We start from the raw sequence: 18330 nt of genomic DNA, 5'->3' as shown, positions 1-18330 counted from the left end.
ATATAAAATCATTATGATGTAAGTATCGAAGGGTATTCATCTGTGATTGTCGTTTCATACATGGGTTCGAAGCGATAGAGAGAGATAGGAGGTAATCAATAGATGTTTCAAGATCCTGTCCTGATGAGTCGAGCATTGACGGCACTCACATTAGGTTTTCATGTGATTTTTGCCACACTCGGCGTCGGGGTTCCACTTTTAATTTTATTGGCAGAATTTTTAGGAATTCGTAAAAAAGACCCGAAATACACGCTCATGGCTCGACGCTGGTCGCGCGGCTATGTCGTGACGGTAGCGGTTGGGGTTGTGACGGGTACGGCCATCGGTCTGCAGCTTTCACTCCTATGGCCAAACTTGATGCGCGTTGCGGGTCAAACGATTGCGCTCCCGCTTTTCATGGAAACGTTCGCCTTCTTCTTTGAAGCGATTTTCCTTGGTATTTACTTGTACACGTGGGATCGATTTAAAAATCCGTGGCACCACATGCTCCTCGGGATTCCGGTTGCCGTCGGTGCATTGTTCTCAGGGTTCTTTATCACAACGGTAAACAGTTTTATGAACCAGCCTGTAGGGTTTGATATTGTCGATGGTCGATTGGCAAATGTCAGCCCGCTCGAAGCGATGTTCAGTCCGGCCATGCCGACGAAAATGGCACACGTGTTGACTTCGGCTATTTTAACATCCGCGTTCATTCTAGCTGCGATCGCAGCCGTTCAGTTGTTACGTCAACGCCGAAATCAACTCGACAAGATGTCAATCGAGTATCATAAGAAAGGTCTTCGTCTGACGATGACGGTCGCTTTGATCTTTGCGATCGCGACAGCGCTTGTCGGTGACTTCTCAGGTAAATATTTGGCTCAGTATCAACCAGATAAATTAGCAGCTGCAGAATGGCATTTCGAAACCTCCTCCGAGGCCGAATTGATTTTGGGCGGATGGTTAGAAGATGATGGGCAAGGTGGCTATGAAGTTCGAGGCGCCTTGAAGATTCCTTACGCCCTCTCTATTCTTGCAGGTGGTGTCCCGAACTATGAAGTGACGGGTCTCAATGAATTTGCGAAAGAAGATCAACCGCCGCTCTTCGTTCACTATCTATTTGATGCGATGGTCGGAATTGGGATGCTTCTCGCGCTCATCTCCTTCCTGTTCGTACTCGGACGATATATTAAACGTTTGAACCAGTTCAGCAAGCCGATGCTCTTTGCGATTGCAGCCGGTGGACCTCTTGCCATGGCGGCGATTGAGTTTGGTTGGTTCTTCGCTGAGTTTGGTCGTCAACCTTGGGCGTTATATGAGTTGATGCGTACGAGTGAGGCAGCTACGACATCAGCGAACGTCGGTTGGATGCTTGTCGCTTTCGCGATCCTCTACGCGGTACTCGGAACAGTGACTGTGGTTGTCCTATCACGCCTGTTCAAAGAGAATCCGGTAGGAAAAGAACTAAAACAATCCGAGCATCGTGGTGAAGCGATGTTTGCGGATGAAGTGTGATCGGAGGATATGACATGCAAATTCAAGAATTAGGGATTGCCGTCTTATGGACGTTTCTATACGGCTACCTCATCGTCGCATCGATTGACTTCGGTGCAGGCTTCTTCGCTTTCTATAGCCGCTATACGAAACGTGATCACTTAGTGAACCGTCTCGTCAAACGGTATTTGTCACCGACATGGGAAGTCACGAACGTATTCTTCGTGTTCTTCTTTGTCGGGATTGTCGGATTCTTTCCGGACACTGCTTATTACTATGGTACGGCCTTGCTCGTTCCAGCGTCTGTCGTGTTAATCTTGCTTGCGATTCGTGGTAGCTTCTATGCGTTCGCTAACTATGGGTCAAAGGAGAGCACGCTCTATATGTTCCTCTATGGGGCGACGGGATTACTCATCCCAGCTTCGATGTCGACGGTCTTAACTGTCAGCCAAGGTGGTTTCATCACAGAGACAGAGAACGGGGTCTTCTTTGACGGGGCGAAGTTGTTCACCAACTTCTACTCGTGGACGGTCGTCATCTTGGCGATTGTCTCTGTCCTCTATATTAGTGCCATGTTCCTCTTGTTCTATGCGGACAAGGCACGTGACCAAAATGCCGTCGAACTTGTTCGAAAATGGGCTCTATTTTGGAGCGTCCCGACAATTATCGCATCGGGTCTCGTCTTCTTTGGGTTGAAGTCACAAGCTGCGTGGCACTACGAAAGCATCCTAGGAGGGAACTGGTGGTGGTTTGCGATGAGCTTCTTGTTCTTCGTCATCGCCGTCTCCTTCGTGTATATGAAACGAAATTACGGGATTGCCTTCTTGATGGTCATGGGTCAGTTCTTCATGGCATGGTTCGGCTACGGATACTCTCACTTGCCATACATCCTGTATCCGTATATCGACATTAATGGAAGTGTCGTCAACGAGTCGATGGCGGTGGCACTTGTCATCGTATTCATCTTAGGGTTGCTCCTACTCGTTCCGGCGCTCTATCTCTTGCTCCGTTTGTTCTTGTTCGACAACGACTACGTACGAGGAAAACGCTCGAGTGGAAAAGCATAATGGCAAGAACGGGATTTCCTTTATTTGAAGGGAATCCCGTTTTGTTTTTTATATAGAGTTTTGAAGTGGAATCAGTTACACTGAACGAAGAATCAAGAAGAGAACATGTGTAGGAAAGGGATGTAGCATCATGACAGGTGAATTTGCAGTCATCGGGTTAGGGCGATTTGGAGGGTCGATCGTCCGAGAATTGTCTTCAAATGGATATGACGTCCTCGCCATCGATTCAGATGAGGAACGTGTCAATGAGTTTATGGGATTGGCAACCCATGCCGTGATTGCCGATACAACAGATGAGAATGTGTTAAAGAGTTTAGGGATTCGTAACTTTGAACATGTGATCGTCGCCATCGGGGAGAATATTCAAGCTTCCATTTTGACGACGTTGATTTTAAAGGAACTCGGTGTCCAAATCATCACGGTCAAGGCGACGAACGATTACCATGAAAAAGTACTCCGTCGAATCGGGGCGGATAACATCGTCCACCCTGAGCGAGATATGGGCGTTCGAATTGCCAATGGGTTGATGAGCCAGAGTATCCTCGACTACCTCGAATTATCGAATGAACATTCGATTGTCGAAATTAAAGCATCGGACAAGTTATCGAACAAATCCCTCATCGATTTGGACTTGCGAGCGAAGTACGGGGTGAACATCGTCGCGATTCGTCGCGATGACGATGTCCTGATTTCTCCTCAAGCGGATGAGATGATTTTATCGGAAGATATTTTGATCATCATCGGGAAGGATACCGATTTGGATCGACTAGAGCGCACACTTCGTTCGAGATAAAAGAAAAGACCTTTGGAGCGATGCCGCGATCGTTGAATCGATTGATCCAACTCGACGGTTTGACTCCAAGGGTCTTTTTTAGATGAGCTTCATCGCCTTTAGGCCGTACTCGATTCCATCTTCAAGGATGGATTTCGTGACGAAATCCGCCACGTCTTTCGCTTCGGTGCGACCATTGCCCATGGCGATTCCTGTCCCTACATACTGAAGCATGGCCAAGTCGTTCAATGCATCTCCGAAAGCATACGTATTCTCCAGACGGTAGCCGTTGGTCTCAATAAAGTGACGGATGCCGTCTGCTTTACTGGCTCCCTTATTGATCACGTCCATCGCATGAGGATGCCAACGGATAAAATCGAACTCACGATAAGCATTGATATAACGATGCTCGTCTTCAGGCGTGCAGTACAGTAACGTCTGATACACATCCTCTTCTGCGTGGAAGTTCGGTTCGAATGAAGGGATCGGCATGTCGAGTTCGCCGAGCGATTGTTCAACGATGGCGTCGTTCGGTTTTGAAGCACCACCACGGTCCTGTCCCAAATAGACGAGAGTATGGTCATTTGAAGAAGCGTGCGTCGTCAAGCGACCGAGTGCATCTTTCGAGAGCGTGTTACGATAGACGATTTCACCTTTGTGCACGACAATCTGACCGTTGTAACAAACGAGACTATCAATCCCGACACGTTCTGGGATGTCGGATAGCATGGCCGGTCCTCGTCCCGTCGCGATGAACGTCTCGACGCCGTTTGCCTGAAGTGCTTGAATCGCTGAAATCGTGGAAGGCGGGATATAACTACCTTCATGTAAAAGCGTGCCGTCAATGTCGAAGAAAACAACCTTTTGATCTTCCATTTGATTCACCATTCTTTCTCTTTATCTAAAAAATATGTTTTCTGAACCCACTAAAAGGATAACACGAAATAGGGAAACTACCACGAATATCACATCGTTAGTGAAATATTGTCATGATATGAGCTATAATGAAAAAAGAATCTTACGGGCATATTCGAGAATCACTTATGTTTCACATAGATGTATTAATAATTGAAGTAAGGAGAGATTAAATGAAGTTTGTTAAGAACCACCAAACAGCCGTGTTCGCATTGGGCGGACTCGGAGAAATCGGGAAGAACACATATGTTGTTCAATTCCAAGATGAAATCATCGTCATCGATGCGGGAATCATGTTCCCAGAGGATGACTTGCTTGGAATCGACTATGTGATTCCTGATTACTCGTACTTGATTAAAAACAAGGACAAAGTAAAAGGGGTATTCATCACTCACGGTCACGAAGACCATATCGGGGGAATTCCATTCTTATTGAAGCAAGTACAATTGCCGATTTATGCGACGAAACTCGCGCTCGGATTGATCAAAGTTAAACTTGAGGAGCATGGGTTGCTTCGTGAGGCGGAGCTCCATGAGATTGATGAGGATTCACTCATCAAGTTCCGTAAGACGAGCATCTCGTTCTTCCGCACGACGCACTCGATTCCGAACTCACTCGGTGTCGTCGTCAAGACGCCACAAGGGAACATCGTCCATACGGGTGACTTCAAGTTCGACTTCACTCCGGTAGGCGAGCCGGCAGACCTTGCCAAGATGGCGGAAATCGGAAAAGAAGGCGTACTTTGTCTCTTGTCCGATTCAACAAATGCAGAAGTGGAAGGCTTCACGATGAGTGAGAGCGTGGTCGGTGGGACGATTAGTGAGACGTTCCGGAAAGCGGACGGTCGAATCATCTTTGCGACGTTCGCATCGAACATCTATCGCTTGCAACAAGTGGTCGATGCGTGTGCCGAGACAGGTCGTCATCTCATGATTTTCGGTCGTTCGATGGAGAAAGTCATGACGATCGGACAAGAACTCGGTTTCATCAACGTGCCAAAGGGTATGATTATTGAGGCGAATCAGATGCGTCACTACGACCCGAATGAAATCGCGATTCTTTGTACCGGATCGCAAGGGGAACCGATGGCAGCGCTCAGCCGTATTGCAAATGGGACGCACCGTCAAGTGTCGATCATTCCTGGGGATACGGTCATCTTCTCTTCTTCTCCAATCCCAGGTAACGCCATCTCGGTCGGGAAGACGATTGACCAGTTGTATAAAGCGGGAGCGGATGTTGTCTACGGTAAGTTGACGAACATTCATACGTCAGGTCACGGTTCGCAACAAGAACAGTTGTTGATGATTCGTCTTCTGAATCCGAAATTCTTCATGCCGATTCACGGCGAGTACCGTATGTTGAAAAAGCATGCTGAGCTTGCTGAATCGGTTGGAATCCCGAAAGAGAACAGTTTCGTTATGGATAATGGCGAAGTGCTTGCTGTCGACTCGGAGTCGGCTGCGGTCACTGGTAAAATTTCTGCGAACGCTGTGTATATTGATGGGAATGGAATTGGTGATATTGGGAATATCGTATTAAGGGATCGCCGCATTCTGTCTGAAGATGGACTTGTTGTTGTCGTCATCAGCATCGATGGCAAGACGCGCAAACTCGTCTCAGGACCAGATATCATCTCACGTGGATTCGTCTACATGCGTGAATCAGGTAGTCTGATTCGTGATGGCGAACGATTGTTGAAGAAAACCGTCGAACAAGGATTGTCCAATAAGCAGATGAAGTGGTCGGAGATGAAGCAACTCGTCTCAGACACCCTCACACCTTACTTGGCACAAAAGACGCGGAGACACCCAATGGTCCTGCCGATTATTATGGAAGTATGATTGACGGGCTGTAGGAGACTACAGCTCGTTTTTTTCACCGCAAAAGAGGAGGGGGAGCTTATGGCGAAGAAAAAGGGGAAGAAAGGGTGGCTGAAATGGGGAGCCGCAATCATTGCGGTCATTTTTCTCATCACGCTCGTTTATCATCAAGTCAAACCATTACCGGAAGGCGTGTCGAGACAATCTGAACCGTACCTCATCACAGATGACCAAATCGATTTTCTTCATGATTTGACCTATCAAGGGGAAGATACAGAGATTGTCGAACAGGAGATATTTAGTGAAGTTGAACGAGCGATACGTGAGGCAAAAGAATATATCGTCATGGACTTTTTCTTATTCAATCCTTATTCGAATGAAGACCGACAATATCCGGACATTACATCGCGCCTATCTTCAGCATTGCTTGAGCAAATGAAACGATATCCGGACTTGAAAGTCGTCTTCATCACGGATGACATCAATACCAGCTATAACGGTCATGTTTCTGACCACTTCGATGTACTGGAGGAGGCAGGGGTAGAAGTCGTGTACACAAATCTCGATGCTCTTCGTGACCCGAATATTTTATACTCCACGTTTTACCGGATGGCGATTCAGTGGTTCGGCAATAGTCAAGACGGATGGCTACCGAACCCGATGGCCTCTTCGGCACCGGACATTACGGTACGTGCATATTTAAGGTTGCTCAATATCAAAGCGAACCATCGAAAAGTGATGGTCACCGAGAATGAAGGCTTTGTACTTTCCGCTAATCCACATGATGCCAGCGGATATCACTCGAATGTCGGTGTCCATTTAAAAGGACCGATTTTAAAAGAAATCGTTGAAGGTGAGCAAGCGGTCGCGACGTTCTCTAAAGGGGATGCACGGCGCTTCCCAGATGATGAAGCGTTGTCGAAGATTGAAAATGCGCCGAGCGAGGCACCGATGGAGATTCGTTATGTCACGGAAGGGAAGATTCAAGAGTCGGTGCTCGATGCAATGAATGGGGCGGACGATGGGGACACCATCTGGATCGGAATGTTCTATTTGGCAGATCGGAATATTATCCAAGCAATCGAGGATGCCGCCGGGCGCGGGGTGAAGGTGAACTTGATCCTCGATCCGAACACGAATGCCTTCGGTCGATCGAAATCAGGGTTACCGAACTTACCGGTGACGGCAGAACTGAACACCGTCAACCCGGAGCAAATCGAGATTCGCTGGTATGATGTCGCCAAGGAACAATATCATCCAAAAATCCTGTATGTGGATGGTGAAGAAAAGACCGTTGTCTTAGGATCGGGGAACTATACGACCCGGAACATGAACGATTACAACCTAGAGGCAGACGTCGAAGTGACAGGAGAAGTGGATACAGCCTTCTTTGATGAAGTGGACGAGTATTTTAATCGTCTATGGAACAATGAGAATGGCACGTATACGGTAGCGTATGATGAGATTCAAACCGATCTCCCAATCGGAAAGTATATGATGTATTGGCTCCAAAAAGTCACATGGACGATGACGTATTAAAAAAACAGCTATCCTCAAAATTTGGGGATAGCTGTTTTGACGTTAGTTCGTCTCGATTGGATTAAACTCATTCGTGTATTCGTATAAGAATTTCCCAGTCTCTTTCAAGACGTCACTTTTACGGTGAAGCGAGAAATGGTCGTACGGTACCGTTTCTGTCTGAATGTTATTCGTATACTCTTCCAGTAACAGAGAACTCGCCGGCTCAATCAAATTGAATTCACCGCCTCGTCCAGAGAAGGAGAGTACCTGAACGGACCTCGGCCATGTCTCAAGCTTAGACTGGAATGCCTGCAGTCCGTCTGAGTTAGGGGACAAATCACGGATGGCAGGGCTTCCGGTGTTAATGCCGAAGTTACTGGCAGATAATCCGAAGTTCGCAAGGCGTGTCCCGCCGAACGGGCTATCGAACGTTACAAACTTATCGACGATGTACGTCTCTTGATTCAAGATATAGTTGGCAGCGGCTACGCCACCCATGCTATGGCCAATGATATACATCCGATCGAATGATCGATTTCTCGTTTTTTTATATGTTTCAATGGCTGTATTCAACCACTTTGTCTGATTGTTCAAAGAAGCCTCTGCATCTTCGAACTCGATTCGGACAATCGGGCGAGTTGAACTAAAATCATATATTTCACAGTCGGCCTTGCCTTTGACAGTCACGGTACAAAGTGCTCCGTCAGTCGCTTGCCCACTTTGTTCCATCGCTTGAGAGAAACGGAGGAACGTCCGGTCTGTCCCGAGTAAACCATGAACTGCAAACGTAGGGATAAACTCATTCGTTTGAGTAGCTTGGCGAATCGCCTCGGATTGACGCTCGTTTGTCAACTCTTGTCGGAAGGTGACGATGATGAGAGCGAGTGAAAGTGAGACGATCAACAGTCCGAGGAGACGTGAACGAATGGATGTCTCTTTTGGGTTGCCAACATTCCGACGATATTTGCGCCAAATGAAGTAAGTCAATACGGCCGCTGCAATCAGAACGATTCCCGTCACGATCCAAGCTTTGACGTTCGGTACATGGGCAACTAGCTTCACGTTATTTTGCCGACCGCCGTAGACTTGCCACTCGACATGTTTCATAGAACGGAGGTCTAAGCCAGTTCCATCCTCAACGAATACGCCGGTCGGAACAGTCAAGTTAAAGCGAATGTCGGCTTGGCGGATATATCGTTCAGCCAATTTTTGGGGGGAGCCGGTTAGTTCAACACCGGGTAAGTCGACCCGATCGAGTCGGAGGTCGAGATTGGTTTGGAGTGTATATGAATCAAACCAAATGCCTTCCTGTTGCTCGATGTCGAACTGAATATCCGGAGGGACTAAAATACCGGCTGGTCCCGTTTTCCATTCCTCTTTAATCTGTTGCAACTCGTCGACATTTTTAAATGTCTTCTTTAAGACCATGCCTTCGTAGTCATCAGGACTTGAATAATCTTCTGTTTCATATCCGTTTTCTTCCGCCTGCTCTTTCCAAGTATCCCAGTCGAGTCTGAGATTGAGCAATTTCATGACTGGATGATCACGGAACGCGTAAGTCGTTTCAAGCGAAACAGATTGGTCATAGTGGACGGTCGCATCATAATTGATTCGCACACATCCACCGATTAAAAGAAATAAAAATGGGAATAGTAACAACAGTGCCCTTTTTCTCGAACTAAACATGTTAAATCGGTTCGCCGTATGTTTCTAACGGGTTCGACATATTGATCCGGTCATAGAACATGATCCCGTCTAAATGATCGAGCTCGTGCTGACATACGACAGCGCGCATTCCGCGCAGACGAAGCTTAATCGGCTTCCCGTCGCGGTCGAACCCTTCTAACGTGATTCGACGAAAACGAGGTACATTTCCTTTGACCACGCGATCGACCGATAGACAGCCTTCGCCGCCATTCAAAAATGTCTGTTCGACGGAATGACTTGTAATTTTAGGGTTGAAGATGGAGAGCTTAAACGTCTCTTCCTCTTCTTGTAGCAATACTGTGAAGAAACGACGATTTACACCGAGTTGAGGTGCGGCGATTCCGACACCACCTCGTAACTCGTATTTCTCGCTCATCTCTGGGTCTTGACTATTGACAAGAAACGTCTCCATCTCGTCGAGTAACGCCAAATCTTCTGTTGTTGGCGGAATCGAAACTTCGGCTGAACGCGCGCGAAGTCGCTCGTCTCCTTCGCGGATGACATCTTTCATGGTTAACATACACAACTTCCTTTCTATCGAACTTATATGATTGATTATATCATATTTAAACAGGAAGGAATGTGGATGGTACAGAAGGTGAAATGAAAATAATACAGTGGTGAAAAGGATGTCATATCCCTTGAATGTAAGCGTTTTATTTAGGTAAGCATATTTTTTGCGTTATTGAAACAACCCGTTTTATACTAACAAGGAAACGTCAGGAGAGGATAACTTTTCTGAATCACGTTAATACAGATTGCTTTTTTGGACAGATACACGTAAGATTTGAGATAGTGTTTGATCACAAAAAAGACAATTGTCTCATAGTTGAAAGGATGAGGTGAAACGAATGAACAACGTTCAGGTACTTCAAAACGTGGAAGAAAACTTCCAAACGTTCCGTATTCTCGACGAGAAGGGTGAGGTCGTCAACCAAGACGCAATGCCTGACCTAACGGACGAGCAACTTCAGGAGCTCATGCGCCGCATGGTCTATACTCGAATCTGGGACCAACGCGCCATCTCACTTAACCGTCAAGGTCGCTTAGGATTCTACGCGCCAGTGGCAGGTCAAGAGGCGACGATGATCGGGACGCAATACGCGCTCGACAAAGAGGACTGGATTCTTCCAGGATACCGTGATATCCCGCAACTCGTATTCCACGGACTTCCGCTTTATCAAGCGTTCTTGTTCTCACGTGGACACGTGGCAGGAAACCGCATCCCTGAAGGTGTCAACGTATTGATGCCACAAATCATCATCGGTGCACAAATCATTCAAACTGCGGGTGTGGCAATGGGCCTCAAACGCAACGGCAACAAAAATGTCGCCATTACTTACACAGGTGACGGTGGCTCATCACAAGGTGACTTCTACGAAGGATTGAACTTTGCAGGTGCATTCAAATCACCAGCAATCTTCGTCGTTCAAAACAACCGTTTCGCTATCTCAACTCCTGTTGAAAAGCAAACTGCAGCTAAAACGATCGCGCAAAAAGCTGTTGCAGCTGGAATCAACGGAATTCAAGTAGATGGAATGGACGTTCTTGCAGTGCTCGCAGCGACTCAACAAGCTCGCGTCGACGCACTCGAAGGAACACCGACACTCATCGAGTCACTCACTTACCGTTACGGACCACATACGCTCGCTGGGGATGACCCAACACGTTACCGTACAAAAGAACTCGACACAGAATATCAAGAAAAAGATCCACTCGTACGTTTCCGTCTCTTCCTTGAGAACAAGAAACTCTGGAACGAAGACATGGAGAACGAAGTGATCGAGCAAGCGAAAGCTGACGTGAAAGAAGCAATCAGCCAAGCAGACAAAGAACCAAAACAAAAAGTTTCGGACTTCATCAACAACATGTTCGAAGAACTTCCTTCAAACTTGAAAGAACAGCTTGAAGAATATACTGCAAAGGAGTCGAAGTAAGTTATGGCTCAAATGACAATGATCCAAGCGATTACTGATGCGATGCGCGTTGAAATGAAACGCGACGAGAAAGTACTTCTTTTCGGAGAAGACGTTGGTAAAAACGGTGGGGTATTCCGTGCGACGGAAGGTCTCCAAGACGAGCTCGGCGAAGACCGTGTCTTCGACACGCCACTCGCTGAATCAGGGATTGGTGGTCTTGCGATCGGTCTAGGTCTTACTGGATTCCGTCCGATTATGGAAGTTCAATTCTTCGGATTCGTATTCGAAGTTTTCGACTCAATCGCAGCTCAAATGGCACGTATGCGTTACCGTTCAGGCGGCGCTTACAGCCAACCAATCACAATCCGTTCACCATTCGGTGGTGGAGTTAAGACACCTGAGCTTCACGCGGACAGCCTTGAAGGTTTGATGGCTCAGACACCTGGTCTTAAAGTCGTTATTCCATCGACTCCGTACGATGCAAAAGGTTTGTTGATCGCGTCTATCCGTGACAACGACCCAGTCGTGTTCCTCGAGCACATGAAATTGTATCGTTCATTCCGTGGCGAAGTACCTGAAGGTGAGTACACAATCGAACTCGGTAAAGCGGATGTGAAACGTGAAGGTACAGACGTTTCAATCATCACTTACGGTGCGATGGTGCACACGTCACTCAAAGCAGCGGAAGAACTTGAAAAAGAAAACATCAACGTTGAAGTCATCGACCTCATGACAGTGAGCCCGCTTGATATCGACACAATCGTAGAGTCTGTTAAGAAAACAGGTCGTGCGATCGTCGTTCAAGAAGCACAACGTCAAGCAGGTATCGCAGCGAACGTTGTAACTGAAATTCAAGAGCGCGCAATTCTTCACCTCGAAGCACCAGTTCTTCGAGTAACTGCACCAGACACAGTCTTCGCATTCGCACAAGGTGAAGACATGTGGTTACCTGACCATAAAGATGTCGTTGCAAAAGTTAAGGAAGTTGTGAACTTCTAAGATCGTGTCGAATAAACGATGAGGGAGAATTGTCTCCCTTGTCGTGTTTACATGATGAATTGATGGGAGGAAAAACCAGTGGCAGTATTTGAATTTAAATTACCAGATATCGGTGAAGGTATTCACGAAGGTGAAATCGTCAAGTGGTTCGTAAAAGCAGGGGATACGGTCAAAGAGGACGATGTTCTTTTAGAAGTACAAAACGACAAAGCAGTCGTTGAAATCCCAGCTCCAGTCGACGGTACAGTCAAAGAAGTTAAAGTTTCTGAAGGTACAGTTGCAGTAGTCGGCGACGTCCTCATTACGTTTGACATCGAAGGCGACGCACCAGCAGGTGAAGAAGAAACACCTGAACAACCGAAAGCAGAAGAGAAGACAGAAGACGTAAAAGAAGATGTGAAAGAAGACGCGCCACGCGACGTTCAACTTCACAAATCTGAGCGTGTTATCGCTATGCCATCTGTCCGTAAATATGCACGTGAAAAAGGTGTCGACATCCGTGAAGTCAACGGTTCTGGCGACAACGGCCGTGTGTTGAAAGAAGACATCGATGCATTCGCGAACGGCGAAGCACCGTCTGCAGAAGCTACAACAGAGAAAACAGAATCTGTAGCACCAGCAGCTGCTGCGAAAACGGAAATCAAGCCTTACGAGTCAGCGACTCCTGAACTTGAAACACGTGAGAAAATCCGTGGAATCCGTAAAGCCATCTCGAAAGCTATGGTTAACTCGAAACACACTGCACCACACGTTACACTCATGGACGAAGTCGACGTTACAAAACTCGTTGCACTCCGTAAAGATTTCAAACAAGTCGCGGCTGACCAAGGCGTGAAACTCACGTACTTGCCATTCGTCGTGAAAGCATTGACTGCTGCAGCGAAAGCATTCCCAACAATCAACGCTTCAATCGATGACGTGAACGAAGAAATCGTCTACAAAAACTACTACAACATCGGGATTGCAGCTGACACGGACAACGGACTCGTTGTACCAGTCGTAAAAGATGCAGACCGTAAATCAATCTATGCACTTGCTACAAACATTAACGAACTTGCAGGTAAAGCTCGTGAAGGTAAGCTCGCTGGGGAAGACATGAAAGGCGGATCGATTACAATCACAAACATCGGTTCAGCTGGTGGACAATGGTTCACACCTGTCATCAACCACCCAGAAGTTGCGATTCTCGGTATCGGCCGTATCGCTGAGAAAGCTGTCGTGAAGAACGGTGAAATCGTTGCTGCGCCAGTACTTGCACTTTCATTCAGCTTTGACCACCGCCTCATCGACGGTGCGACTGCACAAAACGCTCTTAACATGGTGAAACGCTTGCTCGAAGACCCAGCACTTCTAATGATGGAGGGATAAGAACATGGTAGTAGGAGAATTCGCACAAGAAACTGATTTGCTTGTCATCGGTGCCGGTCCTGGTGGATACGTTGCCGCAATCCGTGGCGCACAGCTCGGAATGAAAGTAACTATCGTTGAGAAAGGCAACTTCGGTGGTGTCTGCTTGAACGTCGGATGTATCCCATCGAAAGCGTTGATCACAGCAGGACACAACTTCCAACACGCTAAAGGTCATGATTCAATGGGAATCACGTCTGACAACGTGTCAGTGGACTTCACAAAAGTTCAAGATTGGAAACAGTCAGTCGTTAACAAATTGACTGGCGGTGTTAAAGGTCTCCTCAAAGGAAACAAAATCGAGATCGTTCAAGGTGAAGCGTTCTTCGCTTCTGAAGACACAGTTCGTGTCATCACTGAAGACAGCTCAACTCCTTACAAATTTAAAAAAGCGATTGTCGCGACTGGTTCTACACCAATCGAGATCCCATCGTTCAAATGGTCTAAACGCGTCCTTTCTTCAACTGGCGCTTTGTCACTTCCTGAAGTACCGAAGAAACTCGTCGTTATCGGCGGTGGATACATCGGTATGGAGCTCGGTACTGCATACGCTAACTTCGATACAGAAGTTGTCGTTGTAGAGGGCGCTAGCGACATCTTGTCTGGTTTCGAACCACAAATGACGCAAATCGTTAAGAAGAAACTCAAGCAAAAAGGGAACGTCACGATCCACACGAATGCACTTGCTAAAGGTGTTGAAGAAACGGAAGACGGCGTAACCGTTAAGTTTGAAGTAAACGGTGAAGAACAATCTGTTGAAGCGGACTATGTCCTCGTCACAGTTGGTCGTCGTCCAAACACAGGTGACATCGGTCTTGAGAACGCGGACGTTAAAATCAGCGACCGCGGAATCATCGAAATCGATGACCAGTGTAAAACATCGAACGAAAACATCTATGCAATCGGTGATATCGTTCCTGGACCACCACTTGCACACAAAGCATCTTACGAAGCGAAAATCGCAGCGGAAGCAGCAGCAGGTAAGCCAGCTTACCTCGACTACTCTGCAATCCCTGCAGTCGTCTTCACAGACCCTGAACTCGCAACGGTTGGTTACACAGAGCCACTCGCAAAAGAAGAAGGACTCGAAATCACAGTTTCGAAATTCCCATTCGCAGCGAACGGTCGTGCACTTGCACTTGACGAGCCAGACGGCTTCATGAAGCTCATCACACGCAAAGAGGACGGTCTCTTGATCGGTGCTCAAATCGCGGGTACGGGCGCTTCAGATATGATTGCTGAGCTTGGCCTTGCAATCGAGGCTGGTATGACTGCTGAAGATATCGCACTTACAATCCACGCTCACCCATCACTCGGTGAGATGGCTATGGAAGCTGCTGAAATCGCAATGGGTATGCCAATCCACGTTGTAAAATAAGAATACTCATAAAAGCTCTCTCACTTTTCGTGAGAGAGCTTTTTCATGTAGGTGACGACACGCTCGACTTCCTTGAATCCAATTTTCTCGTGAAAGCGTTGACTGTCCTCGTTTTCAAGCTCGGTATCTGATGCCAGTTCGATACAACCATGACGCGCCGCGAAGGTCGACGCAGCATCGACCAAACGAGAGGCAACACCTCGATGACGCTCTGATTCAATGACATAGATTCCTTCCATATAGGCGGTCGGGGATGTACTAGAACCTGGAACATAGTCATGCCGGAAACTGAGCTGACAAAAACCAACTGCCTCTCGATGTTCATTAGATGCGATGAAATAATGCATCTTTTTTGAGGCGAGACCGAGTTTGACTTCCATTCGTAATTCTTCAATAGGGGCATCTGGCCATAGGTCGTGCATGAACTGGACAAGAGTTTCTACGTTTAACTCCGTTGCATAATCAATCTTCATTGTCATTCTCTCCTTAGGTTTCATACTAGTAGTATAAAGGAAAATACATGTGAAGAGAGAAGGGAGGGAATCCTGATGGCATTCGATGAGGAGTTATTATACACCGTATCCGAGACGAGTCGTGTCCGATTTACCGGTATTGAAACAGAAGCCGCTCGTTATGATTTTGGTTTCGTCTATACACAGCAATTCATGGGCAAGGTGTTAGTCGTCTGTATGCAAACGGGTCAATCGGCCCTTCTTGATTTGCATGCGCTAGAAGAGCCACGTCAATTGTATCCGATGCTTGGCATTAACTTGAACGACACGGAACACGTCGCTGAATTTTTACGACTTTGCTTGGTCGAAAAAACACAAGCATCTGAAGAAATTGATACTTGAAAAAATGTAAGCGTTTTCTTATAATAGTCACTAGGGGAAGCAATTCGATCATCTACAGCCACCTTTTCTGAGATGACATAAAAAATGAGCCGGTCATGATGACCGGCTCATTTTTCGTTTAGCGAATCGCTTTTGTTTGTTGGATGACTTTAATCATTTGCAGTGACTCATCTTCAAGACCTTGTACGGGAAGACCCGCTTCAATGTTGGCCATGATGTACTCGAGTGTCGAAGTCGTAATCAATTCACCTGGAATGATGATCGGAATCCCTGGCGGATACACCATGATGAATTCCGCTGAAATACGGCCGACTGCGTTTTCGAGAGGGATCGTCTCCGTCTCTTCATAAAACGCATCACGAGGGCTGAGCGCAAGAGGTGGAATCTCTGGGAGCATGATCGATAGTGAATCGTTACCAGACTTCTGATAAACGGAGACGACGTCTCGCATCGCTTCAATCAATGCTTGAATCGTGGACTCATCATCCGCTGATGTGACGATAAAGAGCACATTCAATAAATCGGACATCTCGACTTCGATACGGTGTTTGTCCCGAAGAAATTTCTCGACTTCAAATCCTGTTATTCCAAGTTCGCGCACGGATACGAGTACTTTCGTTTCGTCGAGCGCGTATGTCGATTCAGAATGCAATTCGGCATGACCGTATACTGACAAGTTCGGCATGTGGTTGATTGCTGTACGAGCCGTTCTCGCAAGCTCGAGTGCACGTTCATTCATCATGTGTCCCTTTGTCGCTAACTGTCGACGTGCCGCGTCGAGAGAAGCGAGGAGCAAATAGGATGTTGACGTTGTTGTAATCATAGAGAGCATTGCGTGAATTCGTTCTGGCGAGACGAGTCCGCGGCGTACGTTCAAAATCGAACTGCCTGTCATTGAACCACCAAGCTTGTGCACACTCGTCGCCGCTACATCTGCTCCCGCTTGCATCGCCGAGAGCGGAAGTTCATCGTGAAACGGGAGATGAACGCCGTGTGCCTCATCGACAAGTACAGGAACGTCTTGTGCATGCGCGACGGATACGATACGCTCTAAATCACCTGCGACCCCGAAATAAGTCGGGTTGATGACGAGTACGGCTTTCGTGTCCGGATGAAGTTCAAGCGCGCGTTCAACGGCACTAGCCGTGATTCCGTGGGCGATGCCGTATGTTTCGTCAAATTCCGGATGGATGAAGACCGGGTGGGCACCCGTTAAGACGAGCGCGGACATGACGGATTTATGGACGTTCCGGGGCACGATGATTTTCTCGTTTGGGCCAACGACACCCATGATCATCGCCATGATGGCACTCGATGTCCCTTGAACGGAGAAAAAGGTCTCGTCAGCACGGAACGCCTCTGCCGCCAAGCGCTCCGCTTCAGCGATTGCCGCTTTTGGATGATGGAGGTCATCGAGTGGGGCAATGTTAATCAAATCAATTTTTAGGGCGTTTTCACCAATAAAGTCACGAAACTCCGGGTCCATCCCTTTTCCGCTTTTATGACCAGGAATGTGGAACGCAATCGGGTTTGAGTCGACATGTTCAAGCAACGTGTCAAATAGTGGCGTTTCGAGCTGAGTAGCACCTTTTAATTTCAATCGTAAATCCCCCTTGAATCAGTTTATTTATAAGATGAATAGTATCGTTATGATATATGTTGTTTTTAAAAAAGAAGCAACAAAAAAACTATAGAGATTTCTGGCTCAACTTGCAATAGTTTTTTTTGTTGTTACAATGGGTGTCGAGGTGAAACAATATGCAAATCAACTATCCGATCAATCCGGATTGGACGACTGACGAATTGATTGAAGTCGTCGAGTTTTATAACGTCGTCGCACAAGCCAATGAAGGTGGGGTGGAACGAGAGGTTTTTCTCGACTCCTATCGTGCCTTCAAGCAGATCGTAACATCTAAGTCGGAGGAGAAACAACTGAACGCGGTTCACGACGAACAGACAGGTTATTCCACGTATCGTACGGTTCAGGCGGCAATGAAGTCCTCGAGTAAAATGATCAAACTGTAAGACCGAGCATGCCCGAGCAAATTCAGGCATGCTTTTTTGTTATTTCTCCTTTAAATCGGGTACAGTTCATTAACACCAAATCAGGTTTAGGGACCTCGGAATTGGGAATATATCCATTAAGATAAAAAATTCAAAATAGTCAGACAATTATCTTTCTTTTTCGAATTTTATCTGATATACTCAATTCAACTCACTAAACCGTAACTTGTAGCTCAACAAAAGGAGTGTGGCATCTTATGAAACAAGTGATTGAGGCATTCAAAAGAAAAGACGCAGAAAAACGGATCCCGGTGCTGCGCTTAGAGATTGATTATGAATTGGCAACCCTCTTCGATGCGATGGCGTCACAAGATGATGCTACAGTTCAGGCTAGCAAGCATCGGTTAGAGAAGTACCGCCAAGAATTATTGCGTCTCGAAGCCTAACCATTACACACACATTCAACCAGTATTCCGAGCGGATACTGGTTTTTGTTT

General features: G+C 46.9%; 17 protein-coding genes. 12 read left to right on the top strand and 5 right to left on the bottom strand.

Annotated features, from left to right (window positions below; all coding sequences use genetic code 11):
• Positions 1-102: 102 nt before the first annotated feature.
• From KNO69_RS08730 to KNO69_RS08720, 3 genes are all read left to right on the top strand, one after another.
• Positions 103-1491 carry a cytochrome ubiquinol oxidase subunit I gene (locus KNO69_RS08730; protein ID WP_074037383.1) on the top strand — a complete coding sequence of 463 codons (1389 nt, stop codon included), beginning with the start codon at positions 103-105 and terminating at the stop codon, positions 1489-1491.
• A 14-nt stretch (positions 1492-1505) separates the two neighbouring features.
• Positions 1506-2537, top strand: coding sequence for a cytochrome d ubiquinol oxidase subunit II (locus KNO69_RS08725; RefSeq protein ID WP_015881251.1), 1032 nt, complete (start codon positions 1506-1508; stop codon positions 2535-2537).
• A 130-nt stretch (positions 2538-2667) separates the two neighbouring features.
• The gene (locus KNO69_RS08720) at positions 2668-3330 is read left to right on the top strand and encodes a potassium channel family protein (RefSeq protein WP_015881252.1); all 663 of its coding nucleotides are present in this window, start codon (positions 2668-2670) and stop codon (positions 3328-3330) included.
• 78 nt (positions 3331-3408) lie between these two features.
• Here KNO69_RS08720 and KNO69_RS08715 read toward each other — a convergent pair whose 3' ends face one another.
• Positions 3409-4197: a Cof-type HAD-IIB family hydrolase gene (locus tag KNO69_RS08715; protein ID WP_205728289.1), complete on the bottom strand. Its 789-nt coding sequence runs from the start codon at positions 4195-4197 to the stop codon at positions 3409-3411.
• Between the two features lie 200 nt (positions 4198-4397).
• Between KNO69_RS08715 and rnjA the strand changes: the two genes are divergently transcribed.
• Positions 4398-6065: a ribonuclease J1 gene (gene rnjA, locus KNO69_RS08710; protein WP_015881254.1), complete on the top strand. Its 1668-nt coding sequence runs from the start codon at positions 4398-4400 to the stop codon at positions 6063-6065.
• 60 nt (positions 6066-6125) lie between these two features.
• A complete protein-coding gene (locus KNO69_RS08705) occupies positions 6126-7583 on the top strand; it encodes a phospholipase D family protein (RefSeq protein WP_214684558.1) in 1458 nt (485 codons plus the stop codon).
• A 42-nt stretch (positions 7584-7625) separates the two neighbouring features.
• Here the strand turns inward: KNO69_RS08705 and KNO69_RS08700 are convergent, their stop codons facing one another.
• Both KNO69_RS08700 and def read right to left on the bottom strand, forming a co-directional pair.
• Positions 7626-9251 carry an alpha/beta hydrolase gene (locus KNO69_RS08700; protein ID WP_214817385.1) on the bottom strand — a complete coding sequence of 542 codons (1626 nt, stop codon included), beginning with the start codon at positions 9249-9251 and terminating at the stop codon, positions 7626-7628.
• 1 nt (position 9252) lies between these two features.
• The gene (gene def, locus KNO69_RS08695) at positions 9253-9792 is read right to left on the bottom strand and encodes a peptide deformylase (protein ID WP_196430483.1); all 540 of its coding nucleotides are present in this window, start codon (positions 9790-9792) and stop codon (positions 9253-9255) included.
• 331 nt (positions 9793-10123) lie between these two features.
• Between def and pdhA the strand changes: the two genes are divergently transcribed.
• The 4 genes from pdhA to lpdA all read left to right on the top strand — a co-directional run bounded on the left by pdhA (position 10124) and on the right by lpdA (position 14975).
• Positions 10124-11209: a pyruvate dehydrogenase (acetyl-transferring) E1 component subunit alpha gene (gene pdhA, locus KNO69_RS08690; protein ID WP_015881258.1), complete on the top strand. Its 1086-nt coding sequence runs from the start codon at positions 10124-10126 to the stop codon at positions 11207-11209.
• A gap of 3 nt (positions 11210-11212) precedes the next feature.
• Positions 11213-12190 (top strand): alpha-ketoacid dehydrogenase subunit beta, encoded by a 978-nt coding sequence (locus KNO69_RS08685; RefSeq protein WP_015881259.1) that lies wholly within the window; start codon positions 11213-11215, stop codon positions 12188-12190.
• Positions 12191-12268: 78 nt separating this feature from the next.
• Positions 12269-13558, top strand: a complete 1290-nt coding sequence (locus KNO69_RS08680; RefSeq protein WP_015881260.1) for a dihydrolipoamide acetyltransferase family protein — start codon at positions 12269-12271, stop codon at positions 13556-13558.
• A 4-nt stretch (positions 13559-13562) separates the two neighbouring features.
• The gene (gene lpdA, locus KNO69_RS08675) at positions 13563-14975 is read left to right on the top strand and encodes a dihydrolipoyl dehydrogenase (RefSeq protein ID WP_214817383.1); all 1413 of its coding nucleotides are present in this window, start codon (positions 13563-13565) and stop codon (positions 14973-14975) included.
• A 20-nt stretch (positions 14976-14995) separates the two neighbouring features.
• Here the strand turns inward: lpdA and aac(6') are convergent, their stop codons facing one another.
• Entirely contained in the window at positions 14996-15448 is a 453-nt protein-coding gene (aac(6'), locus tag KNO69_RS08670; protein ID WP_214817379.1) for an aminoglycoside 6'-N-acetyltransferase, read from the bottom strand.
• A 75-nt stretch (positions 15449-15523) separates the two neighbouring features.
• On the opposite strand from aac(6'), the gene KNO69_RS08665 reads away from it, so the two are divergent.
• Entirely contained in the window at positions 15524-15829 is a 306-nt protein-coding gene (locus KNO69_RS08665; protein WP_031421518.1) for a DUF3055 domain-containing protein, read from the top strand.
• Positions 15830-15947: 118 nt separating this feature from the next.
• Here KNO69_RS08665 and KNO69_RS08660 read toward each other — a convergent pair whose 3' ends face one another.
• Positions 15948-17429, bottom strand: a complete 1482-nt coding sequence (locus KNO69_RS08660) for an aminotransferase class I/II-fold pyridoxal phosphate-dependent enzyme (protein ID WP_214817377.1) — start codon at positions 17427-17429, stop codon at positions 15948-15950.
• A gap of 158 nt (positions 17430-17587) precedes the next feature.
• Between KNO69_RS08660 and KNO69_RS08655 the strand changes: the two genes are divergently transcribed.
• A complete protein-coding gene (locus KNO69_RS08655) occupies positions 17588-17854 on the top strand; it encodes a UPF0223 family protein (RefSeq protein WP_031421520.1) in 267 nt (88 codons plus the stop codon).
• A gap of 236 nt (positions 17855-18090) precedes the next feature.
• The gene (locus KNO69_RS08650; RefSeq protein ID WP_015881266.1) at positions 18091-18279 is read left to right on the top strand and encodes a hypothetical protein; all 189 of its coding nucleotides are present in this window, start codon (positions 18091-18093) and stop codon (positions 18277-18279) included.
• Positions 18280-18330: the final 51 nt, after the last annotated feature.

Source organism: Exiguobacterium sp. s131, from assembly GCF_018617345.1.
Taxonomy (GTDB): domain Bacteria; phylum Bacillota; class Bacilli; order Exiguobacteriales; family Exiguobacteriaceae; genus Exiguobacterium; species Exiguobacterium profundum.
The sequence above is the reverse complement of the archived record's forward strand: the minus strand, read 5'-3'. Positions and strand labels throughout refer to the sequence as shown.